Origin of the sequence: Streptococcus sanguinis (genome assembly GCF_019929145.1) — a bacterium.
Taxonomy (GTDB): Bacteria; Bacillota; Bacilli; order Lactobacillales; family Streptococcaceae; genus Streptococcus; species Streptococcus sanguinis_U.
The window spans coordinates 44,056-64,237 of record NZ_JAHZOW010000001.1 but is presented as its reverse complement, the minus strand read 5'-3'; the positions used below and the strand labels follow the sequence as shown (position 1 = coordinate 64,237).

25 protein-coding genes, 1 pseudogene and 1 riboswitch are annotated in these 20,182 nt (G+C 41.9%); of the genes and pseudogenes, 5 read left to right on the top strand and 21 right to left on the bottom strand.

What is annotated here, in order from left to right:
- The first annotated feature begins 28 nt into the window (after positions 1 to 28).
- The 3 genes from K1I94_RS00335 to K1I94_RS00325 all read left to right on the top strand — a co-directional run bounded on the left by K1I94_RS00335 (position 29) and on the right by K1I94_RS00325 (position 2,474).
- Complete coding sequence (locus K1I94_RS00335) at positions 29 to 403, top strand: hypothetical protein (protein ID WP_002905118.1); 375 nt, start codon at positions 29 to 31, stop codon at positions 401 to 403.
- 70 nt (positions 404 to 473) lie between these two features.
- Complete coding sequence (locus tag K1I94_RS00330; protein ID WP_223314062.1) at positions 474 to 1,529, top strand: DMT family transporter; 1,056 nt, start codon at positions 474 to 476, stop codon at positions 1,527 to 1,529.
- Positions 1,530 to 1,709: 180 nt separating this feature from the next.
- Positions 1,710 to 2,474 carry a class I SAM-dependent methyltransferase gene (locus tag K1I94_RS00325; protein ID WP_223314061.1) on the top strand — a complete coding sequence of 255 codons (765 nt, stop codon included), beginning with the start codon at positions 1,710 to 1,712 and terminating at the stop codon, positions 2,472 to 2,474.
- A gap of 317 nt (positions 2,475 to 2,791) precedes the next feature.
- Here the strand turns inward: K1I94_RS00325 and K1I94_RS00320 are convergent.
- The 10 genes and pseudogenes from K1I94_RS00320 to K1I94_RS00275 form a co-directional block, all read right to left on the bottom strand.
- Positions 2,792 to 2,908, bottom strand: a pseudogene (locus tag K1I94_RS00320) (IS200/IS605 family transposase); the annotation flags it as partial.
- 103 nt (positions 2,909 to 3,011) lie between these two features.
- Positions 3,012 to 3,788 carry an ABC transporter permease gene (locus K1I94_RS00315; RefSeq protein WP_223314060.1) on the bottom strand — a complete coding sequence of 259 codons (777 nt, stop codon included), beginning with the start codon at positions 3,786 to 3,788 and terminating at the stop codon, positions 3,012 to 3,014.
- Positions 3,775 to 4,728: an ABC transporter ATP-binding protein gene (locus K1I94_RS00310; protein WP_223314059.1), complete on the bottom strand. Its 954-nt coding sequence runs from the start codon at positions 4,726 to 4,728 to the stop codon at positions 3,775 to 3,777. Before K1I94_RS00310 ends, K1I94_RS00315 begins: the two co-directional genes overlap by 14 nt.
- Positions 4,728 to 5,324: a TetR/AcrR family transcriptional regulator gene (locus K1I94_RS00305; protein WP_398578205.1), complete on the bottom strand. Its 597-nt coding sequence runs from the start codon at positions 5,322 to 5,324 to the stop codon at positions 4,728 to 4,730. The genes K1I94_RS00310 and K1I94_RS00305 overlap by 1 nt, the downstream gene beginning before the upstream one ends.
- A 237-nt stretch (positions 5,325 to 5,561) precedes the next feature.
- Positions 5,562 to 6,113 carry a tRNA (mnm(5)s(2)U34)-methyltransferase gene (locus K1I94_RS00300; RefSeq protein ID WP_223314058.1) on the bottom strand — a complete coding sequence of 184 codons (552 nt, stop codon included), beginning with the start codon at positions 6,111 to 6,113 and terminating at the stop codon, positions 5,562 to 5,564.
- Complete coding sequence (locus K1I94_RS00295) at positions 6,107 to 7,054, bottom strand: TIGR01212 family radical SAM protein (protein WP_223314057.1); 948 nt, start codon at positions 7,052 to 7,054, stop codon at positions 6,107 to 6,109. Before K1I94_RS00295 ends, K1I94_RS00300 begins: the two co-directional genes overlap by 7 nt.
- A 59-nt stretch (positions 7,055 to 7,113) precedes the next feature.
- Complete coding sequence (locus K1I94_RS00290; protein ID WP_223314056.1) at positions 7,114 to 7,422, bottom strand: MGMT family protein; 309 nt, start codon at positions 7,420 to 7,422, stop codon at positions 7,114 to 7,116.
- Positions 7,423 to 7,517: 95 nt separating this feature from the next.
- Positions 7,518 to 8,168: a phosphatase PAP2 family protein gene (locus K1I94_RS00285; protein ID WP_223314055.1), complete on the bottom strand. Its 651-nt coding sequence runs from the start codon at positions 8,166 to 8,168 to the stop codon at positions 7,518 to 7,520.
- A complete protein-coding gene (locus tag K1I94_RS00280; RefSeq protein ID WP_223314701.1) occupies positions 8,158 to 8,715 on the bottom strand; it encodes an ECF transporter S component in 558 nt (185 codons plus the stop codon). Before K1I94_RS00280 ends, K1I94_RS00285 begins: the two co-directional genes overlap by 11 nt.
- Before the next feature lie 132 nt (positions 8,716 to 8,847).
- Positions 8,848 to 8,997: riboswitch (FMN riboswitch) on the bottom strand.
- Positions 8,998 to 9,113: 116 nt separating this feature from the next.
- Positions 9,114 to 9,617, bottom strand: a complete 504-nt coding sequence (locus tag K1I94_RS00275) for a tRNA (cytidine(34)-2'-O)-methyltransferase (protein ID WP_223314054.1) — start codon at positions 9,615 to 9,617, stop codon at positions 9,114 to 9,116.
- Between the two features lie 341 nt (positions 9,618 to 9,958).
- Between K1I94_RS00275 and trkA the strand changes: the two genes are divergently transcribed.
- Both trkA and K1I94_RS00265 read left to right on the top strand, forming a co-directional pair.
- Positions 9,959 to 11,308: a Trk system potassium transporter TrkA gene (gene trkA / locus K1I94_RS00270; RefSeq protein ID WP_223314053.1), complete on the top strand. Its 1,350-nt coding sequence runs from the start codon at positions 9,959 to 9,961 to the stop codon at positions 11,306 to 11,308.
- 4 nt (positions 11,309 to 11,312) lie between these two features.
- On the top strand, positions 11,313 to 12,752 hold the full coding sequence (locus K1I94_RS00265; RefSeq protein WP_032908091.1) for a TrkH family potassium uptake protein: 1,440 nt from the start codon (positions 11,313 to 11,315) through the stop codon (positions 12,750 to 12,752).
- 47 nt (positions 12,753 to 12,799) lie between these two features.
- On the opposite strand, the gene yidD is transcribed toward K1I94_RS00265, so the two are convergent.
- The 11 genes from yidD to K1I94_RS00210 form a co-directional block, all read right to left on the bottom strand.
- The gene (yidD, locus tag K1I94_RS00260; RefSeq protein WP_223314052.1) at positions 12,800 to 13,054 is read right to left on the bottom strand and encodes a membrane protein insertion efficiency factor YidD; all 255 of its coding nucleotides are present in this window, start codon (positions 13,052 to 13,054) and stop codon (positions 12,800 to 12,802) included.
- Positions 13,051 to 13,779 carry a pseudouridine synthase gene (locus K1I94_RS00255; protein WP_223314051.1) on the bottom strand — a complete coding sequence of 243 codons (729 nt, stop codon included), beginning with the start codon at positions 13,777 to 13,779 and terminating at the stop codon, positions 13,051 to 13,053. The genes yidD and K1I94_RS00255 overlap by 4 nt, the downstream gene beginning before the upstream one ends.
- Positions 13,766 to 14,335: an SMC-Scp complex subunit ScpB gene (gene scpB / locus K1I94_RS00250; protein ID WP_223314050.1), complete on the bottom strand. Its 570-nt coding sequence runs from the start codon at positions 14,333 to 14,335 to the stop codon at positions 13,766 to 13,768. The genes K1I94_RS00255 and scpB overlap by 14 nt, the downstream gene beginning before the upstream one ends.
- On the bottom strand, positions 14,328 to 15,038 hold the full coding sequence (locus K1I94_RS00245; RefSeq protein ID WP_223314049.1) for a segregation/condensation protein A: 711 nt from the start codon (positions 15,036 to 15,038) through the stop codon (positions 14,328 to 14,330). Before K1I94_RS00245 ends, scpB begins: the two co-directional genes overlap by 8 nt.
- Positions 15,039 to 15,040: 2 nt before the next feature.
- Positions 15,041 to 15,772 (bottom strand): site-specific tyrosine recombinase XerD, encoded by a 732-nt coding sequence (gene xerD / locus K1I94_RS00240; protein ID WP_223314048.1) that lies wholly within the window; start codon positions 15,770 to 15,772, stop codon positions 15,041 to 15,043.
- On the bottom strand, positions 15,769 to 16,230 hold the full coding sequence (cbpB, locus tag K1I94_RS00235) for a cyclic-di-AMP-binding protein CbpB (protein WP_002897025.1): 462 nt from the start codon (positions 16,228 to 16,230) through the stop codon (positions 15,769 to 15,771). Before cbpB ends, xerD begins: the two co-directional genes overlap by 4 nt.
- Positions 16,227 to 16,748 carry a metallophosphoesterase gene (locus K1I94_RS00230; RefSeq protein WP_223314047.1) on the bottom strand — a complete coding sequence of 174 codons (522 nt, stop codon included), beginning with the start codon at positions 16,746 to 16,748 and terminating at the stop codon, positions 16,227 to 16,229. Before K1I94_RS00230 ends, cbpB begins: the two co-directional genes overlap by 4 nt.
- Positions 16,727 to 17,731 (bottom strand): nucleoside-triphosphate diphosphatase, encoded by a 1,005-nt coding sequence (locus K1I94_RS00225; protein ID WP_223314046.1) that lies wholly within the window; start codon positions 17,729 to 17,731, stop codon positions 16,727 to 16,729. The genes K1I94_RS00230 and K1I94_RS00225 overlap by 22 nt, the downstream gene beginning before the upstream one ends.
- A complete protein-coding gene (gene racE, locus K1I94_RS00220; protein ID WP_002897022.1) occupies positions 17,728 to 18,522 on the bottom strand; it encodes a glutamate racemase in 795 nt (264 codons plus the stop codon). The genes K1I94_RS00225 and racE overlap by 4 nt, the downstream gene beginning before the upstream one ends.
- Positions 18,523 to 18,620: 98 nt before the next feature.
- The gene (locus tag K1I94_RS00215) at positions 18,621 to 18,869 is read right to left on the bottom strand and encodes a YneF family protein (protein ID WP_002894600.1); all 249 of its coding nucleotides are present in this window, start codon (positions 18,867 to 18,869) and stop codon (positions 18,621 to 18,623) included.
- A gap of 56 nt (positions 18,870 to 18,925) precedes the next feature.
- A complete protein-coding gene (locus K1I94_RS00210) occupies positions 18,926 to 20,176 on the bottom strand; it encodes a diaminopimelate decarboxylase (RefSeq protein WP_223314045.1) in 1,251 nt (416 codons plus the stop codon).
- Between the last annotated feature and the right edge of the window lie 6 nt (positions 20,177 to 20,182).

Sequence of the window (20,182 nt, the reverse complement as noted above, 5' to 3'; positions counted from 1 at the left end):
GTATTTTACGAAGGGAGAATAGTGATTTATGTTTTCAATATTAGGTGCAGTATTATTTGGAATTATAGCAATTATGACAGTTCTTGTTGCTTGCGGTCTGCCTTTGGGCGAATTTACAATGGGTGGACAACATAAAATCTTACCTAAGAAATTTAGACTTGCAGCAGTCATTTCGGTGGCTATCCAAATTTTTGCCATGATCATTATTTTGCAAGCCGGAGGTTTTATTCCCCTGTGGCTGTCTTTCAAGGTTACTAAATATATTTGTTTCTTCTTTGCCGCTTACCTATCCTTGAATACGATTATGAACATGATTTCAAAAAGTAAGAAAGAAAAATATGTTATGACTCCGATTTCACTTATAGCCGGAATATGTTTTTGGATAACAGCATTTCAGATGTAGTATGTGAAATGAGGATCATCTACAATGCGTTAAATTGAGAATTTATCTAAAAGGAGTTGATTTATTAAATATGGATAAAAGCAGAAAATTTATAGCGGTAATTTTAGCATTGCTTGCGGCTATTTTTTATGCAATAAATACACCATTTTCTAAAGTGCTTTTAAATAAGATTCCACCAACATTGATGGCATCTTTTCTATATTTGGGAGCTGGAACAGGTGTAGGTATTATGTACTTGTTTCATAGGAAAGTCGAAGAAAAGTATGAAAAGTTAAATAAGGCAGATTTACCTTATACTGTTGGAATGATTGTCCTTGATATTGCGGCACCTATATCCCTTATGATTGGCATAAATATTGGTTCAGCCTCAAATGCTTCACTGCTAGGTAACTTTGAAATTGTAGCAACAACAATTATTGCTCTTTTGATATTTAAGGAGAAAGTAACATCAAAGTTGTGGATTGCTATTGGATTTATCACAATATCAAGTATAGTTCTTTCATTTGAAGGGGCTGAAAGTTTCAAGTTTTCATTAGGTTCATTGTTTGTTATACTGGCAACTTGCTGTTGGGGACTTGAAAATAACTGCACTAGAAAAATTTCAGATAAAAGTACTTATGAGATTGTTTTACTAAAAGGTTTTTTCTCAGGTAGCGGTGCATTTATAGTCGCCCTTATTTTGGGAGAAAGAATTCCTGAAATGAAATATATAATAGCTGCTTTGCTACTTGGATTTGTGGCATATGGGCTCAGTATTTTTATGTATATCAGAGCACAAAGAGATTTAGGTGCTACAAAAACTAGTGCATATTATGCTGTAGCTCCGTTTGTAGGAACTTTTTTAGCATTTATAGTAAATGGAGAAAAACTTACTTTGGTATATTTCATTGGTCTTGTTTTTATGATAATCGGCTGCGTAATTGTTGTATATGATACAATGGTTAAACGTCACAGTCATAGTCATTCTCACATAATTGTTCACACGCATGATGGGAAAACACATACTCATATTATCACGCATGAACATGAGCATAGTCATTTTATATTAGAGGAAAAGCATAATCATAAACATAAAGATTATATGAACAGCAAAGAACATAAATTGATACATGAAAAGAGATTGTAAATTTATAAAAGTGCTGTATTTGAAACATAACAAATTAAAGTTTCAAATAAAATAAAAATTAAAAATTAAAGCAAGATTAAAATAGTTCAAGAAATAAGAAATTTGTAGAGGTGAGAAAAATGTAATGGCAACACATTCAACTTAAATCGAAATAGTATAAAATTACGAGGAGATTATAAGATGAACAATTATATAAAATTAAATGAAGATAGATGGAATAATGTAAAAAATGACTATACTGAGCCATTGACACATGAAGAATTAGAAGAAGTTAGGAAACATCCAATTTCTGTTGCATTAACTGTTGGGAAAAAAGTTCCAAAAGAATGGTTTGAAAAAGCAAACGGAAAAAAGATATTAGGTTTAGCTTGTGGTGGTGGACAGCAGGGGCCAGTTTTTGCTATAAAAGGTTATGATGTAACCATAATGGATTTTTCTAAATCACAATTAGAAAGAGATGAGTTGGTTGCTAAAAGAGAAGGATTAAAAATCAACACAATTCAAGGCGATATGACAAAATCATTTCCATTTGAAAATGAAACCTTTGATATTATTTTTAATCCAGTTTCAAATGTATATATAGAGGATTTAGAAAATATGTATAAAGAAGCCTCCCGAGTATTGAAAAAGGGAGGACTGTTAATGGTTGGATTTATGAGCCCTTGGATATACATGTATGATGCTGACATTGTATGGGATAAACCTGATGAGGAATTACTTTTAAAGTTTTCAATACCTTTTAATTCAAAAGAGCTTGAAGAGGAAGGCAAGATAACCATAAATCCAGAATATGGATATGAATTTAGCCATACCTTAGAAACTCAGATTAGAGGACAACTTAAAAATGGTCTCGCTATGATAGATTTTTATGAATCGTGTGACAAAAGAAATAGATTATCACGTTATGGAAATGATTATATAGCTACACTTTGCATTAAACTATAATGTTATAGAACATACTTCGGGAGAATAGCCCGTTTTATTTTCCGTGAGGGTTAAAATCTAAAAATCCCAGTTTGTCTAATTGAATAAAAGAATTTTTAAAACAGTAAATCACAAAGGTTTACTGTTTTTTTGCTCATTTTGAGAAGTCATAACCACCCGTGAAAACAAGTGACTTGTACACCGGCTATAAGCAATTTCCCTCCAGCGACGTCTAAAGACGTTCGCTGAACTTCGTTCGGAGCAATGCTATGTTCGTTTTGCCCGTAACAACGGGATTTCACTTTATTCTAAAACTACCATCTGAGAACTCTTTGACCTTAACATATCAAAGGCAATGTCATTTTTTCCCAATCGCCTATATATTTAGAAACTACCTTTTCATTTAGACCAACGGTACTTACATAATATCCTCTCATCTAAAACTTTCGATTGCCACAATATAACCCCTCTTGTTTTTCAATCTGAACAGGAGGGGGTATTTTGAATAGAAATGAATAAGACTTAGTTTTGTGTTATTATCATTTTCATCTCTTCATTTTAATCGTAATCAGCATACCTCCACCAAGCTATTGTTGCGATAAGACCTAGAATACTTACCCCAAATAAACTGACAATGCTCCCAAAATTCAATAGTGCTTTTCCTGCAATACCACTTGCAAGTGCAGGAATCGCCCATGGAATGTATTTTCCAAAGTTAAGAGCAGAACCAAGCTGAGAAAAAATAATAGTAAAAATGATAAATGCCAATGGTGACAAATATCCCCGGCCTAAACAAGCAAAAAAAGCTACTGGCGTAGAGAGTACGATCGTAAGAGTAGTACAATAACCAAAAGTAAGTACACCTTTGAGAATTACTGTTAAGCTCCCGCCCTCAAGTCCAATCAGATTGCCAGCTAATAATCCCAATAAAAGTGCAAAAATTGATAGAATATAGCTCCACAAAGCGATAACGATAAACTTGGATAATACGATTGTATCTCTTTTTATCGGGAGCGCTAATAAGTCTATCATCGTTTTATCAGAATATTCTCTACCAAAAACCCAAGATGCTGTAAATCCAAAAATGAGCAATCCCCCAACAGAAATGACTTGTGATACGGTCATTAAGTACGACGACCAGTCTGTTATCCTCATCATTTCCATTTTTGCAGAAATCAAACCAAGATTTTTGAAATTCTCTGGATATTTCATCATAGTTGCAAACAACCCAACAATAAAAGGAACTAAACAGATAGAACAAGCAGTTACGATGGAAAGTTTTGATTTTATTAACTTTCTCCATTCAATTAAAATACAGGAACTAAGCTTTTTCATTTGAAATTCCTCCGTGATAGTCATTCAGTATTCTTAAGAAATAATGCTCTAAATCTTCTTTCTCAACAGCCAACGATTTGGGTGGATAACCTGCATGAACCAGCAATGTGGCAATATCTTCCGGGTATTCCACAGATTTTCTATCAGTTAATTCTAAAAAATTGATATTATTTTCTGTATCTGATTGAATGTTTACCTGATAGCCATGGTTAGACAATACTTCTTTCATGGCCTTATTATTAGAGCCACTTACTAATAACTTCTTTTCTAAGTACTGTTCTAATTCATTGCTTTCAACTTCTCTTATAAGTCTGCCCTCATGTATAATGACTATCCTAGTAGCAATTTTAGATATTTCCTCTAGATTATGACTTGAAATAAGAACAGTTGTACCTAGATGATTCGCCAATTCCTTTAATAGTTCTCTCACTTCAATAACTCCAAAAGGATCTAATCCATTTGTCGGCTCATCAAGAATTAGAATTTTAGGTTTATGAATAATCGCTTTTGCAATTCCTAAACGCGCAACATTTCCTAAAGAAAGATGCTTCTCCTGTTTATGTTCATATTGCTTTAGTTTTAATTTTTCAATCACCCAGTCAATATTATCTTTATTAACCCCTCTTAATTTACTAACGATTTCTAAATTTTCTCTCACAGTTAAGTCTGGATAAGAATAAGGCGTCTCAATAATATAACCTATTTCGTTTCGAAGTTCTAAATTATTCAGATCTAACTTCTTTCCTTGAATATAACACTCTCCTGATGTAGATTTTATCAATCCTAGCATCATTCTCATCGTCGTTGTTTTCCCAGCACCATTTAGTCCTAAAAAACCTACTATTTCACCAGGTTTTATCGATATATTCAAGTTGTTGACAACATTTTTTGTTCCATATTTTTTAGAAAGGTTTGCGGTTCTAATTGCTTCTTTCACCATTACCTATCCTCCTTAGTAATTTGCTCAACAATTCCTTGTATGACTAACTTCAATGTGATATCAAATTCTTCTTCACCTATTTCCTCAATGTGTAGAATAGTCATAGCAATCGTTCTAAATAAAGCAGAGACGATTTCTACCGATACATTTTCTCTAATGTTGATTCGGGACACAATTTTTTTAACCATCCTATCATCTATCAGATGATGATTTGTTATCACCTCTTTTGGCAATTTTCTTATGAGTAATTCCATTTCATTATTTTTAAATATGGTATACATAAATGAGTATCGAAAATCTTGATAAAAATCATAAAGTAACTGTACCAGACGATTTGTATCTATCTTGGCTTCCATACCTAATTGTTCTGTCAGACGATTCATAACATCTATTTGATATTCTTCTAAGACCGTAAAAAATAACATTTCTTTTGAGGAATAAAAATTATAAAAAGAACCTTTGGAAATATCTACCATTGCTGCCATTTGGTCAACTGTGGTTTTCTTAACCCCATATCTTTGAAGGCATTCCTTTGCAACTTTATGTAATTTCTTTCTAATAACTTCTTTTTCTTCGCTAGTAAAAGCAGTAGCCATAACTTCCTCCTAAAAACTCTGTGACGTTTTTTGATTTTACAGTCATAGCTTATCATATAAACTAAAAAATGTCAAAAGTCTTATATCTTCTTTGTAAGAAAATATAAGACTTTAAATTTACACACATCATAATTCTCTTCTTTTAGACCTAATTATTTTATTTCACGATAAAAAAACAAGGATACAGTACTGAAAGCTCCTATTATCTGGCTTTTCTCTCTGTATCCTTATTGTATCTCAAGTTCCTTCTCTCAATTTCTCAATCATGACTAAGAAAGGCGGGTTGTTAATCTGATTGATAGTCTTATAGAGGGCAACGGTAAAGTCCTGCTGAGGCAGCTGACTGACGAAGTCTAGCACCGCATCTTTTTCAACTTCGCCACCTTCATGCCCGTAATAAATCATGATCGCTGCACGGCCGCCTTTTTCCAAGCCTCGACAGACCTTTTCCAGAGCTTCCAGCGTCGTATCAGGTCGAGTAATGACTGACTTGTCCGCCGAAGGCAGGTAGCCAAGATTAAAAATAGCAGCCTTGAAATGGTCTGTGTATTGGTCTAAAGTCTCATGGCCAGCCAAGATTAGCTGGGCATTGTCCAAATCCGCTTCTGCAAAGCGCTGGCGAGTCTTTTCCACAGCCTGCTCCTGAATGTCAAAAGCATAGACTTGCTTGGCCAACTTAGCCAGAAAGAGGGTGTCATGTCCGTTGCCCATAGTAGCATCCACCACGATATCTTCCTTGGTCACGACTTCAGCCAAAAAGGCATGAGCCATCTGTAAGGGTCTTAACATACGAATCTCTGCTCCTTTGCTTTACAGCCTTGCTTGCTGCCACGACGACGCATTTCTGCCTCGATGGCATTGAGAACTTCCCATTTATTGAGGCTCCACATAGGGCCAATCAACATATCTCGCGGAGCATCGCCTGTGATTCGGTGGATGATGATATGCTCGGGGATAATCTCTAGTTGGTCACATATGATGGAGACATATTCCTCCTGACTGAGCAGCTGCAGCCGCCCTTCGTGATAATCCCGCTGCATACGGGTATTGGTCATCAAGTGAAGCAAGTGAAGTTTAATTCCCTGAATGTCATTGTCCGTCACACAGCGACGGACATTCTCCAGCATCATCTCATGTGTTTCCCCCGGCAGACCATTGATCAAGTGAGAGACAATCTCCGCCTTGGGAGCCAGCTTTCGAACTCGCTGGACCGTCTCCACATAGAGCTCATAAGAATGGGCACGATTAATGAGGTCCGAGGTCTCCTCATAGGTAGTCTGAAGCCCCAGCTCCACGGTCACATGCATACGCTCGGACAGGTCAGCCAAGTAGGCGATGGTCTCATCAGGCAAACAGTCCGGCCGAGTTCCGATGTTAAGTCCAACGACACCTGGCTCGTTAATGGCTTGCTCATAGCGCTCACGAATCACTTCAAGCTTCTCATGGGTATTGGTGAAGTTCTGGAAATAGACCAGATACTTGCGAACATCAGGCCACTTGCGGTGCATGAAGTCAATTTCCTTATAGAACTGCTCGCGAATGGGCGCATCCGGCGCCACAATGGCATCACCTGAACCCGAAACGGTACAGAAGGTACAGCCTCCATGCGCTACCGTACCATCCCGATTGGGACAGTCAAAGCCCGCATCAATGGGCACCTTAAAAGTCTTCTCTCCAAAAAGTTTGCGATAATAATCATTCAAAGAATTGTAAGATTTCATACCTTTCATTCTACCACAAAAAAGAGTTTAGAAACAAAAATTCCCTCTTTCACAAAGAAAGAAGGAATTCACCGTTCCCACAAATAGACTTTCAAATCCACACAGCCATTGACCTTCAAGTCCACTCCTTCCGCCCAGAGCAAGTGTCTCTGGTCTTCCCAGCCTGGTGCGAGACGCCCTGCTGCATTGACCACCCGATGGCAAGGATGCTTGCTACCATAAAGTTCCGACTGACTGAGAATCTTCCCCACCAAGCGAGCGTTTTTAGGCCGACCAATCAAACGAGCAATCTGACCATAGGTCGCCACGCGCCCAGAGGGAATGCTATCTACTAATGCCAAAACAGCATCGATGAATTCTTGATTTGAATTGGACATACTAGCCTCCTAATCTAGTTTGCTCCTATCTTAAAGAAAGAGACGTTCTTTGTCAAGACAAAAAGGCTGGCAAAGCCAACCTTTCTCATCTCTATTTATTTCTGCTTTCCCTTGAAACGCCACTGAAAGCGCAGCTTGTCATAAAAAGGAAATTCGATATTGAGGATGGCAAAGCCCATCAAGGCTCCTCCGACTACATCTGTCGGATAGTGCACGCCAAGATAGACTCTGGATGCCATAATGGTGAAGACAAAGAGCAAGAGCAAACCTTGTACCAAGCGCTTTATTTTTTGGTTTTGAATTCGTTGCTGAGCGATAATAATCAAAGTCCCAAGAACAAGGGCTGTCGCCATGGAATGTCCGCTCGGGAAAGAGTAACCGCCCTCTTCGACCAAATGCGAAAGACTGGGCCGGCTTCTGTGGTAAACGAGTTTAATCAGCTTAATCAAAATCCCATGTAAGACTAGGTTTCCCGCTAGCAAAGCAGCTTCCAGCTTCCATTTTTTATAAAGGAAAAACAGAGCAAGAGCTGAAACCCAGATGATAATCCCCATCGGATCAATCACACTGGTTACAAGTTTGAAAAAAGTCGTCAAAGCTGCAGGCAAGTCTCCCCGTAGCCAGGTCTGAATCGGAGTGTCAAAGCTGGTCAGCTGTTCAGGATAAAACTTGACCATATAGCCTAGCATGACGAAAAGTAAAAGGGCAAAAGAGCCCTTTGTTAGATAAGATTGTTTATTTTTCATAGCGTTTTAGGACGGGCTGTAAGAGTTTGTAAATCAGCCAAAAGACGACAGCCCAGATCACTCCTTCTAATAGGTTAAAAGGGACAATCATGGTCAGCAGATACTTGGAAAGACCAAATGCCTTATTAATATCAAAACCAGCAAACCTCGCATAGAGAGGCACAGCATAAATGACATTTAGAATGATCATAGTAATCGTTAGACCAAGTGTTGCTGCCAAGGAAGCCTTTACATAGTCAAACAAGCTCTTCCTTTTTTCCCACAAGAGGGAAAAAGCACAAACAAAGACTGCTACCGCTAGTATATTCATGGGTAGACCGATTAGAGTACCTACACCATTATTATTCAAAGCTAGCTTTAAGACAGAGCGAATCAAGAGCACTGCCAGAGAGCTTTTTAAATCCAAGACTACCAAAGCCAGTAAAATCGGAATAATTGAAAAATCCAACTTTAGAAACTCAGTTATCAAGGGAATCTCATAAAGCATGAGTAGAAATGATAGAGCAGATAAAACTGCTACAATCGCCAACTTACGAGTATTTGTCATCACAGGTTCCTCCAATTTATAAAAATTAGAGAAGCCGGAAAGGCCACTGAAAAAAGGCTTGTCAGCTAATGATTATTTAGTATAAGGCTCAGCCCTTAAATAAAGATTAAACGGCAAGAATGCTTCACTGCCTCTCGTCTTCTCCCATCCAGACTATACTGTCGGTTGTGGAATCTCACCACATCAGCTTGCGCTCGCGGACTTGATTTGGCATTAAGGAAAAACATTTCCAAGCCAAAAGTTACCGCCGGTCGGGAATCTCACCCTGCCCTGAAGACATCATTATCATAACAAAAAAAGCCTGCCAGAGCAAGCAATTTGATTGATGTAATTAAAAATGTTTCAACAATAGTGTTCTATCTATTAGGAAAATTAACTGCTTAGATACATTCATTCCGCTACTTCAGCTTGTCCGCTTCATACTCGTGTACCAAATCTAAGCCAGCAAAATTCTGCTGACGCAGGGCTTCATAGACAATCATGCAAACTGTATTTGAAACATTGAGGCTGCGGACATGCTGGTCATTCATGGGAATACGTAGGGCCTTTTCTGGATGACGACGCATAAATTCCTCTGGCAACCCCTTGTCCTCACGACCAAACATAAAATAGTGCGAACCTTCTGCTGCAAAATTTTCCTCAGAATAGACCTTCTCCGCAAACTTAGAAATCAGATAAAGGTGGCTATCCATCTGCTCCATAAAATCTTCTAAACTCTCATAATAGGTGATGTCCAGCTTATCCCAATAGTCCAGCCCCGCCCGTTTCATCTTGCGGTCATCAATGGGAAAACCCATGGGCTTGATGATGTGAAGCGGCGAATTAGTCGCGGCGCAAGTACGGGCAATATTGCCGGTATTCTGCGGAATCTGAGGCTCAAAAAGAACGATATGATTTTTCATAATAAGAATATTTTTCCTAGTATTTCTCTTTATATAAAAAAATAGCCACACTGCCCGGAGTCAAGCTCAGCAAACAGCGTGGTTAAGGCTTCATTAACTTACATCACAACAGGTTTGAGGTAAACCAATGAAAGTACTCATTTAGTATAACACTTTCAGCCTACAAGTCAATAAAAAATGCTCAAAAAGTTGTACTTTTTTTAAAAATATCACAGGAAGATACCATTTTGGTAAAAAAATATTCGGAATTCTATAAATAAGCAAGCTATTCTGTATTTTATAGATGAAATTTAAATGAAAAAAGAGTATGATAGATACATACTTTGGAGGAATCTAAACTTATGAAAATTATTGTTGTCGGCGGCGGGAAGGTCGGAACGGCCCTCTGTCGCTCCTTAGTGGCTGAAAATCATGATGTTATACTGATTGAGCAGGATGAGGCTGTTCTCAACCAGATTACCAAGCGCTATGATATTATTGGTATTGCTGGCAATGGAGCCAACTTCAAAATCTTAGAACAAGCGGATGTTAGTCACTGCGACATCTTCATCTCTATGACTGAGCATGATGAGGTCAATATGGTCTCAGCTGTTCTGGCCAAACGGATGGGCGCTAAGGAAACCGTCGTTCGGGTGCGTAATCCTGAGTATTCCAACCCTTACTTTAAGGAGAAGAACATCCTAGGCTTCTCGCTGGTGGTCAATCCTGAACTCTTAACTGCTCGCTATATCGCTAATATCATTGACTTCCCTAATGCCCTGTCAGTAGAACACTTTGCCAATGGTCGGGTGGCACTGATGGAGTTCAAACTCAAGGAAGACAGTAATCTCTGCCAGATGAGTATTTCCCAGTTCCGCAAGAAATTTGGAAATATCATTGTCTGTGCCATTGAGAGAAAAGGGCACTTGGAAATCCCTGACGGTGACTTCACTCTGGATGCCGGCGACAAGATCTATGTCACAGGTAACCGCCTGGACATTGTTCAATTCCACAATATGGTACGTCCTAGAGTGGTTAAGAGCCTGATGATTATCGGGGCAGGCAAGATTGCTTATTACCTGCTCAATATTCTCAAGAATAGCAAAATCGAGCTCAAAGTCATTGAATCTAACCATGAACGGGCAAACTTTTTCAGTCAGGAATTTCCTGATCTATATGTCGTCCATGGAGACGGTACTGCCAAGGATATCCTACTGGAGGAACGCGCCAATAACTTTGATGCCATTGCTACCCTGACTGGTGTAGATGAAGAAAATATCATTACTTCTATGTTCCTTAATAATCTGGGTGTACAGAAAAACATCACTAAGGTCAACCGGACTAGTTTGTTGGAAATCATTGATAACCAAGACTTTGCTAGCATCGTGACACCTAAAGGCATTGCTGTTGATACGGTTATGCACTTTATCCGAGGTCGCTACAATGCTCAGTTCTCTAACCTAGAAGCTCTGCACCATGTAGCCAACGGCCAAATCGAGACCCTGCAGTTCCAAATCAAGGAAGAAAACAAGATGACTGGTATCCCTCTGTCTCAGCTTCATCTAAAGAAAGATGTCCTGATTGCGGCCATTATCCGCCAAGGTAAAGCTATCTTCCCTACAGGCGATGACAATCTGCAAGTTGGAGATAAAATTGTCGTAACCACTCTGCTGCAAAATATCACGCAGATTTACGATCTGTTAGCGAGGTAAACCCATGAATAGATCTATGATTCGCTACCTGCTGGCAAAATTACTGCTGATTGAGGCGGCACTGCTGATTGTACCCATTATCGTCGCTCTAATCTACGGTGAGCCTTTAAAAGTCTTTCTCTCTATCGGGGCGACCATGGCTATCCTGCTAGTTTTAGGTGGAATAGGCTCTTATTTCAAGCCCAAGGACCTGCATATCTATGCCAAGGAAGGTGTACTGATTGTAGCCCTTTGCTGGATTCTCTGGTCCTTCTTCGGAGCCCTGCCCTTTGTCTTCTCTGGTCAGATACCGGACATCATCGATGCTTTCTTTGAGGTCAGCTCCGGCTTTACCACCACGGGAGCGACTATTCTCAACGATGTCGGCGTTCTCTCTCATTCACTGCTCTTCTGGCGCAGTTTTACTCACTTAATCGGAGGAATGGGAGTGCTGGTCTTTGCCCTAGCTATTATGGACAATGCTAAAAATGGTCACTTGGAGGTCATGAAAGCGGAAGTTCCGGGACCAGTCTTTGGCAAGGTTGTGTCCAAGCTCAAGAGTACGGCCCAGATCCTTTATATCATTTATCTAGCTCTCTTTGCTATCTTTGCACTGCTTTATTTCCTAGCGGGTATGCCGCTCTTTGACAGCCTTGTGATTGCCATGGGAACAGCTGGTACAGGAGGATTCACCGTTTACAATGACGGTATTGCCCATTACAACAGCTCACTGATTACTTATCTGGTCAGCTTTGGGGTCTTGGCTTTCGGGGTCAACTTTAATCTCTACTATTACTTGCTGATTCGCAAGTTTAAGGCCTGCTTTGGTGATGAAGAGCTTAGAGGCTATCTCTGGATTGTCTTTCTTTCTACTGCCTTGATTGCCTTTAATGTCTTCCACCTCTATCAAGGCTTTGCCAAGAGCGTGGAGATTTCCTTCTTCCAGGTTTCCAATATCATCACAACGACTGGATTCGGCTATGGTGATACGGTCAAGTGGCCTCTCTTTTCTCAGGTCATCCTGCTCCTGCTCATGTGTATCGGGGGTTCGGCCGGATCAACCGCTGGGGGATTCAAGGTCATTCGGGGGATTATTATTTCCCGCATTGCCAAAAATCAAATCCTCTCTACCTTATCACCCAATCGGGTCCTAACCATGCATGTTAATGGTGCTGTCTTAGATAAGGATACCCAGCACAAGGTCCTCAAATATTTAGCAACCTATGTTTTGATTGTGCTGGCACTGATTTTCATTGTTAGCCTGGATAACAACAATCTCATGACAGTTGTCAGTGGTGTTCTATCCTGCTTTAACAATATCGGTCCTATGATTGGGACGACGGATACCTTTTCTATCTTCAGTCCTTTTTCTAAGCTATTGCTATCCTTTGCCATGATTGGCGGACGTTTGGAAATCTACCCAATTCTCCTGCTCTTCTTGCCTAAGACTTGGTCTAGAAGGTAGGAAACACTCTGAAATTATAGATAAAAAAAGTCACACTAGCTAAATAGCTAGTGTGACTTTTTGCTTGTAGCGTTTCTTTTCAGGCTGAAATGGTCAGGTACAGGATCCTCTCCTGGCTGAGACCAGGGATTGCAGCGGAGAATTCGCGCCACGCCCATCAAAACTCCCTTGGCACCATGCTTCTGGATAGCCTCTATCATATAGTTAGAGCAGGTGGGTCGAAAGCGGCAAGATGGAGGAAAAGCAGGGGAGATGAAGCGCTGATAAAAGCGGACAGGAGCAATAAGCAGTTTCTTTATCATTTCTTGGTCTTGGTTACAGCCAGTGTATGCAGCTGGCTGACTTCTTTTTTACTGAGCTTACGATACTCACCAGGTTTGAGGCCCGTCAGGTCCAAACGACCAAAGCGAGTCCGTGACAGCTTATCCACTTGCAGTCCGACTGCTTGGAACATCTTCTTGACCTGATGGTTACGCCCTTCGTGGATGGTCAGCTGAACGACCGAGCGATTTTTCGCCGGATCAACCTTAATAATCTCATAAACTGCTGGCTTGGTTTTGCGCCCCTCGATTTCAATACCTCGAGTCAGAGGACGAAGAACTTCTTTATTAGCCAATCCTTTGACACGCGCCACATAGACCTTGTCAATCTCATTGCGGGGATGAATCATCTCGTCGGTAAAGTCCCCGTCATTGGTGAGAATGAGGATACCAGAAGTATCCCAGTCCAAACGACCGACCGGATAAATCCGCTCCTTGACCTGAGGCAAAAGATCCACAACCGTCTTACGTCCTTTATCATCACTGACAGAGGAAATGACCCCGCGCGGCTTATTGAGGAGGTAATAAACCTTCTCCTCATTGTAGATAGGTTGGCCTTCTACTTCCACACGGTCGCCAGACTTAACGTTTGTCGCCAGCTCACGTACCACTTGGCCGTTTATACTGACCTTCCCCTGCCTGATTAGCTCTTCTGCCTTACGGCGGCTGGCAATCCCAGCATGAGCGATGTATTTATTGATTCTCATCGATATCTGTCCTTTCAATAAAGAGCTGGCTTTCTTCAGCAACTAGCTCTGTTTCTTCGACAATCGGTAGCTCATCTAGGTGATTGATCCCCATATAGTCTAAGAAATAATCCGTTGTCACATAGAGATTTGGCCGGCCAATGACTTCCTTTTTGCCATCCTCTCGAACCAGTTCAAAAGCCAAGAGCTTAGCCAAAGCTCCGCTGGAATTAACCCCGCGAATGTCATCTATTTCTACTCTTGTAATCGGCTGCTTATAGGCAATGATAGACAAGGTCTCCAGTGCTGCCCGCGACAAACTTTGATTGATTGGCGCCCGTGAATAGGCCCGCAGAATCTCAGCAAACTCTGGTTTAGTGACCAGCTTGTATGTCTTTGAGGTTTCCAGTAGGGTCAGACTGGAGTCTGGATTGGCTTCATATTGCTCAGATAACTTCTCCAAACTCTGAATAACCCCGGTCGGCGGCAAAGAAAGGATTTCTGCCAATTGGTGAACCTTGAGTCCATCTTCTCCCGCCACAAAAAGCAGGGCTTCAATCTCTGCTAACTTACTCATTTCCTCTTCCTACTAAATAAATATTTCCAAAATTTTCTTCCTGAATGACTTGCACTTCCTGCACCTTGACCAATTCCAATGTCGCCAGAAAGAGAGTAATAACTTCATTCATGTCCTTGGTCTCTGCAAAAATCTCCTGCAAAGCCAGACGACTCCTATCAGCACAGCGCTGGCGCACCACTTCCATCATGTCCTCGATCTTGTACTCATCTCGCACAATGGTTGTATGATTCTTAGAAAACTCCTCTTGCTTTTTGGCAATAACCTTGGAAAAAGCTAAGAAAAGATCAATCGTTGACTTGTCATGCAGGAGCTCAGCATCTTCATAAACCAGCTCTAGCTTGGGCTTAGAATAATAAAGCGCCCGGTCCTCGTGCTGGAGCGACATTTTCTCACCCAAGAGCTTGAACCTGCGGTATTCCTCGATCTGGCTCAAGAGGTCTTGCTCCAAATCATCTTCCAGCTCAGCATTATCCGCCACCTTAGGCAGGAGCTTGCGGCTCTTAATCAGCATAAGCTGGCTGGCCATGACCATGTACTCGCCCGTCACTTCCAGCTTCATGGCCTGCAAAGTAGCCACATAAGCCAGATACTGCTCGATAACCTCCGTAATGGGCACATCATAAATATCCACCTGGTACTTAGATACGAGGTGGAGCAGCAGGTCCAACGGGCCTTCAAAATCTTTTAGTTTGATATCCATTTTTATCTGTATTTTTCTAATGTAATCATGGTTTTCAAGCCCAAATCCTGGGCAATATCATAGAGGCCAATCCCCTTCTCCCGCTGGCGCAAAATAAACTGCTCACGCAGGCTTTGGGCAGATAGACTGGCTTGTCCCTGCTCAATCAAGAAGGCCTCTAGCTGACGGAAACCCCACTGACGAGAATAGGATTTGCCGTTTTTCTCAAATAAATACGTCCCCGTCAGATAGTCTTCTAACTCACCCGTCAAGCTCTCAGGAATCTTGATGACCCGTTTCTGACCGGCCTTTTCAATCTTCAAAACCTGAAAGTCAAGATTGACATCTGCCACTCTGACCTGCAGAATCTCGCTGGGCAACAAGCCCATTTCCAAGATAAGAAGAGCCATCAGCCGCCCCCTGGGAACGCTTGATTCCTGCCAAAAAGCAGACAGATCCAGCAGTTCATTTTCCTGCTCCTTCGATATGGAGACCTTGGGCAGGACCAAGCGGTGAAACTCCTCAATAAGCTGCTGCTGATAAAGAAAGTAGAGAAATTGATTGACTGCTGAGAGCTTCCGCTTCTGAACAGCTGCCTTAAAATCCTTGATAGAGGCCTGATAAATCCGCAGATTGGTCTCGGTAATCCGGCCATGTACTTCCTCGACAAACTGCTCCAAATCATAAGAATAGGCGATTTTAGAATTTTCTGAGATGTTTTTTTGATTTAAAAACGGTCTAATGTATTCTTTCATTTTTTGCGAATTTCGTACTTTTTGCTAAAGCCGTGCAACAAAGAATTGACAGCTTTCAAAATGGACTTTCTAGTAATAATTCCGTAAAAATGCTGATCCTCGCCCACAACCGGCAGGAATGACTCGTCGACCAGCTTATGAAGCACATCTGATACAGTATAATCTGGCCCAACTGTCAAGTCGTCCATTTTGGTCATGTGGACGATGTCTGTCATCATGAATTCCTCTTCTGGCAAATCATGGCGCATGCGATAGGACATGATGTCGGTCAGGGAAATCGTGCCAACAAACTTTTTATCTGCTGTCACGACTGGTACACGTGAGTATGTCATCTGACTCAGCAATAGGATAGCATGATCCACATTATGGGTGTCAATCATAACCGCCAGATTTTCCCCAGGCGTCAAAAAAGTTTCTTCATGTTGCAGCAGATAGTCTTCAAATTCCTTAGCAATCATCGGCTAAACTCCTTGGACAAGCTTGGATAAAGTTCATGATTTCGCGTATAGTAATCAACTTTAAAGCGGTCATCATCGATCTCTACCTTAGCGTAGAGGCGTTCGTTGATTAGGCCTCGCGGCTGGCTGATGGAGCCCGGATTCAGAAAGAGCGTTTTGCCTTCCATTCGAGCATCTGGGATATGCAGGTGACCATAGAGGCAGATGTCTGCATTAACCTCTTGCGCCCACAAATCCAGCTTTTGAAAAGAAAAGTTGATATGGAAGAGATGTCCGTGAGTCTGGGCAATAATGGTTCCCGCCAAATCCGTCACCAAGCGTTCTGGATAGCCGTCGTAAAAGTCCATATTGCCTGCCACAACCTGAATCCCTTGCCAGACTTCATCATCAAAAGGAAGCTCAGAGTCTCCGTTATGGAAAATCGCATCTACCTTTCCAATATAATGATTCCTAATTTCTTCTACAATAGCACGGTCGCCATGAGAATCACTCATGACTATAATGGTTTGCTTTGCCATGCTGGAAATACCTCCACTAATTTCTTAACTGCCTGAGCCCGATGGGATTGCGCATTTTTTTCTTCCATCGTCAGCTCGGCAGACGTTTTTCCTGTTTCTCCCACTAAGAACAATGGATCATAGCCAAAGCCATTTTCCCCTTTTGGCTCATGGGCGATGTAGCCCGGCCAATCCGCTTCAACTACCAGTGACTCCCTATCAGGACTAGCCACCACTAGGGTCGTATGAAAATGGGCAGAACGATCCTTGACATCAAAAACCATAGCCAATTCATGCAGGAGCTTGATGTTGTTTTCATCATCTGTCGCGCCTATTCCAGCGAAGCGAGCCGACCAGACCCCAGGCAAGCCGCCTAAAACATCGACCTGCAGACCTGAGTCGTCAGCTAGCACCATTTTACCGGTCAGCTTACTGATTGTCTCCGCCTTGAGCCGTGCATTTTCCTCAAAGGTGGTTCCAGTCTCTTCCACTTCTGGCAAATCAGGATAATCATTGAGATTTTCAACCTTGTAGCCCAGCTTATCAAAGAGTTTGCGAAACTCTGCTGTCTTACCTTCGTTGCGAGTCGCAATCAAGATGGTATCTCCGACAGCCATCTCGGTCTCCTGCCCCTGACCAAAAAAGTCGGTCATTTTAACTCCATCCTTAGACAGGAAGAAGACCTTGCGCAGCAAGTCCTTTTCTGTAATCAGAATAGCCCCCTTATGACTGGTCGCCTTAAAATCCCGCTTCTGGCGGTCGTTAATCATATTGAGGACAAACTGGATATAGGACATGGGCGAGCCGTATTTGACCACAACTGTGGTAAAGGCGTTGTATTCTTCATCCAAATCCCGCTCAACTAGCTCACTCAACTCTGCATCTATATGCTCCAAGAGCCTGTATGGGATGTCGTTGAAATGGTAGCCAGCCTTGCGAAAGCGGGTCCATTCTCCAATATACCAATTGTTCTCGTCAATGTATTCATAAATTTTATTTGTCATAAGCTTACATGCTCCACATTCACTTTCAGGCCCAGCCAGCTTTCTGCAATCTCCGAAAAGCTTTTGGCATTGGCAGTTGTGTAAAATTGGTGATTGAGCTCCTGTTTTTCCCGACTGCGGTTGATTTCAAAGTAATTGAGCAGGACAGAAATATCCCGTACGCACTCTGCCCCGCTGTCAATCAGCTTCACATCCGGTCCCATCCTATTTTGAATAATAGGGCGGAGCAAGGGATAGTGGGTGCAGCCCAAGACCAGGGTATCTACTCGGCCAGCCAGAGGTTGCAGGGTTTCATAGACAACTTTTTTGGTAAGACTGGAATGAAGTTCATTGGACTCTACCAAAGGTACAAACTTAGGGCAGGCCAAACTTTCCACCTGCATCTCCGGCGAAAGCGCTTCAATCTTCTGCCTATAGATATCAGAGGAAACAGTCATTGGCGTTCCAATAACACCGATGCGGCCGCTGGCAGTTGACTTAATAGCCGCGCTAGCCCCCGGCAGAATCACGCCCAGTACGGGAATATCCAGCTTTTCCTTCACTTCTTCCCAGACAACAGCAGTCGCTGTATTGCAGGCAATGACAATCATCTTAACATCCTTGGTCAGGAGGAAGTTGACCAATTGCCAGGTATAAGCGCGAATCTGCTCAGCAGGCCTTGGACCGTAAGGAGCCCGCGCCGAATCTCCGATATAAATGACCTCTTCGTGGGGGAGCTGCCGCATGAGCTCACGGACTACAGTCAAACCGCCCACTCCTGAGTCTAAAAAACCGATTGGTCGATTATCCATAAGGTCTTCTTTCTAAAACAAGGGACTGGAAGCCGATTCCAAATCCCCATTTTTTTATTGATTTTCTCTACTGGTATTAAAAGCCAGTCACTAGAAAATTATTTTTTCTTTTTGCTCTTAGCAAGCGCAGCTTTCTGCTGGCTGATAATTTGACGATAGACTTGCTGTACTTTCGCTTCATTTGGCCGTTGGCCGCTAGCGCTAAGCAAGGTCCGAACTGCTTCTACATTCAAACGCGGATTTTCTGCAAATTCCTTCTCAACTTGCCGACGAAGCAGATACATACCCAAGATCACGCCTCCAGCAAATGCTGCCATAATCAAGAAAATTGCTAAAACTAAATTCATATCGAGAACTCCTCTATTTCCATTTTTACATTGCTCTTCATTATATCAAATTTTCTCTATTTTTCAAAATCAAAGCCATACAGTGTTGCAAAATAATCTTCTGGTTTTTCTGCCCGACGAATCATGCGAACATTGCCATCTTGTTCCAAGAGAATTTCGCTGGAACGAAGCTTGGCATTGTATTGATACCCCATAGAGAAACCATGAGCACCCGTATCGTGAATCACCAGTGTATCGCCAATTTGGCTGACGGGCAGCGGGCGATTTATGGCGAATTTATCGTTATTCTCACAGAGGCTACCGACAACATCCACAATCTCTGTCTCACCCATAGGTCGATCCATATTAGTAATGTGGTGATAAGAACCGTACATGGCAGGACGTAGCAGATTGACCGCAGAGGCGTCCACCCCCAGATAGGTTCGGTAGGTCTGCTTCTTATGGGTAACCTTGGTGACCAGCAGGCCATAAGGCGCCAGCATGAAGCGACCCAGCTCCGTATAAATCTTGACCTGTCCTAGGCCAGCTGGAGTTAGAATAGCTTCATAGGCCTGACGAACTCCTTGACCTATGACCGCAATGTCATTTTCCTCACCTTCAGGCTGATAATTAATGCCGACACCGCCAGATAGATTGATAAAGTCCAACTCAACTCCTGTCTCAGCCACCACTTCTACAGCCAGCTCAAAAAGCTGACGGGCCAGTTCAGGATAGTAGTCATTGCTGACAGTATTTGAGGCCAAGAAGGCATGAATCCCAAATTTCTCAGCTCCCAACTCCTTGAGCTCTTTGAAAGCCTGAATCAGCTGGTCCTTGGTCATACCAAACTTGGCTTCTTCTGGATTATCCATAATGCTGGTTCCCAGCTCAAAGACACCGCCAGGGTTGTAACGGCAGGAAATAATCTTTGGAATACCCGCTGACTCCTTCAAAAAAGCAACATCTTCATAGGCATCCAGATTGATAGTCGCTCCAAGGTCACGCGCAAACTGAAATTCCTCAGCTGGTGTGTTATTGGACGAAAACATAATATCCTGTCCAGCAAAGCCAAGCTTTTGGCTCATGAGCAGCTCAACATAGCTGGCACAATCCACCCCACAGCCTTCTTCTTTGAGGATTTTTAAAATAGCAGGATTGGGAGTGGCCTTGACGGCAAAATATTCTTTAAAACCTGGATTCCAAGAAAAGGCCTCATGCAGGGCACGCGCTCTTTCCCGAATTCCTTTCTCATCATAAAGATGAAAAGGGGTTGGAAACTGATCCGTAATCTCAGCTAGCTTTTCACGACTGACAAAAGGAGTTTTCATACTATT

Bases quoted from the DNA above. Each gene is read 5' to 3' on its own strand.
- K1I94_RS00210 (WP_223314045.1), bottom strand. From the start codon at position 20,176: ATGAAAACTCCTTTTGTCAGTCGTGAAAAGCTAGCTGAGATTACGGAT.
- K1I94_RS00335 (WP_002905118.1), top strand. From the start codon at position 29: ATGTTTTCAATATTAGGTGCAGTATTATTTGGAATTATAGCAATTATG.
- scpB (WP_223314050.1), bottom strand. From the start codon at position 14,335: ATGAGTAAGTTAGCAGAGATTGAAGCCCTGCTTTTTGTGGCGGGAGAA.
- K1I94_RS00290 (WP_223314056.1), bottom strand. From the start codon at position 7,422: ATGTCCAATTCAAATCAAGAATTCATCGATGCTGTTTTGGCATTAGTA.
- K1I94_RS00255 (WP_223314051.1), bottom strand. From the start codon at position 13,779: ATGAGAATCAATAAATACATCGCTCATGCTGGGATTGCCAGCCGCCGT.
- K1I94_RS00300 (WP_223314058.1), bottom strand. From the start codon at position 6,113: ATGTTAAGACCCTTACAGATGGCTCATGCCTTTTTGGCTGAAGTCGTG.
- K1I94_RS00330 (WP_223314062.1), top strand. From the start codon at position 474: ATGGATAAAAGCAGAAAATTTATAGCGGTAATTTTAGCATTGCTTGCG.
- K1I94_RS00245 (WP_223314049.1), bottom strand. From the start codon at position 15,038: ATGGATATCAAACTAAAAGATTTTGAAGGCCCGTTGGACCTGCTGCTC.
- racE (WP_002897022.1), bottom strand. From the start codon at position 18,522: ATGGATAATCGACCAATCGGTTTTTTAGACTCAGGAGTGGGCGGTTTG.
- K1I94_RS00280 (WP_223314701.1), bottom strand. From the start codon at position 8,715: ATGACAAATACTCGTAAGTTGGCGATTGTAGCAGTTTTATCTGCTCTA.
- K1I94_RS00310 (WP_223314059.1), bottom strand. From the start codon at position 4,728: ATGGTGAAAGAAGCAATTAGAACCGCAAACCTTTCTAAAAAATATGGA.
- K1I94_RS00265 (WP_032908091.1), top strand. From the start codon at position 11,313: ATGAATAGATCTATGATTCGCTACCTGCTGGCAAAATTACTGCTGATT.
- cbpB (WP_002897025.1), bottom strand. From the start codon at position 16,230: ATGATTGCTAAGGAATTTGAAGACTATCTGCTGCAACATGAAGAAACT.
- yidD (WP_223314052.1), bottom strand. From the start codon at position 13,054: ATGATAAAGAAACTGCTTATTGCTCCTGTCCGCTTTTATCAGCGCTTC.
- K1I94_RS00315 (WP_223314060.1), bottom strand. From the start codon at position 3,788: ATGAAAAAGCTTAGTTCCTGTATTTTAATTGAATGGAGAAAGTTAATA.
- K1I94_RS00285 (WP_223314055.1), bottom strand. From the start codon at position 8,168: ATGAAAAATAAACAATCTTATCTAACAAAGGGCTCTTTTGCCCTTTTA.
- xerD (WP_223314048.1), bottom strand. From the start codon at position 15,772: ATGAAAGAATACATTAGACCGTTTTTAAATCAAAAAAACATCTCAGAA.
- K1I94_RS00225 (WP_223314046.1), bottom strand. From the start codon at position 17,731: ATGACAAATAAAATTTATGAATACATTGACGAGAACAATTGGTATATT.
- K1I94_RS00215 (WP_002894600.1), bottom strand. From the start codon at position 18,869: ATGAATTTAGTTTTAGCAATTTTCTTGATTATGGCAGCATTTGCTGGA.
- K1I94_RS00230 (WP_223314047.1), bottom strand. From the start codon at position 16,748: ATGGCAAAGCAAACCATTATAGTCATGAGTGATTCTCATGGCGACCGT.
- K1I94_RS00325 (WP_223314061.1), top strand. From the start codon at position 1,710: ATGAACAATTATATAAAATTAAATGAAGATAGATGGAATAATGTAAAA.
- K1I94_RS00295 (WP_223314057.1), bottom strand. From the start codon at position 7,054: ATGAAAGGTATGAAATCTTACAATTCTTTGAATGATTATTATCGCAAA.
- K1I94_RS00305 (WP_398578205.1), bottom strand. From the start codon at position 5,324: ATGGCTACTGCTTTTACTAGCGAAGAAAAAGAAGTTATTAGAAAGAAA.
- K1I94_RS00275 (WP_223314054.1), bottom strand. From the start codon at position 9,617: ATGAAAAATCATATCGTTCTTTTTGAGCCTCAGATTCCGCAGAATACC.
- trkA (WP_223314053.1), top strand. From the start codon at position 9,959: ATGAAAATTATTGTTGTCGGCGGCGGGAAGGTCGGAACGGCCCTCTGT.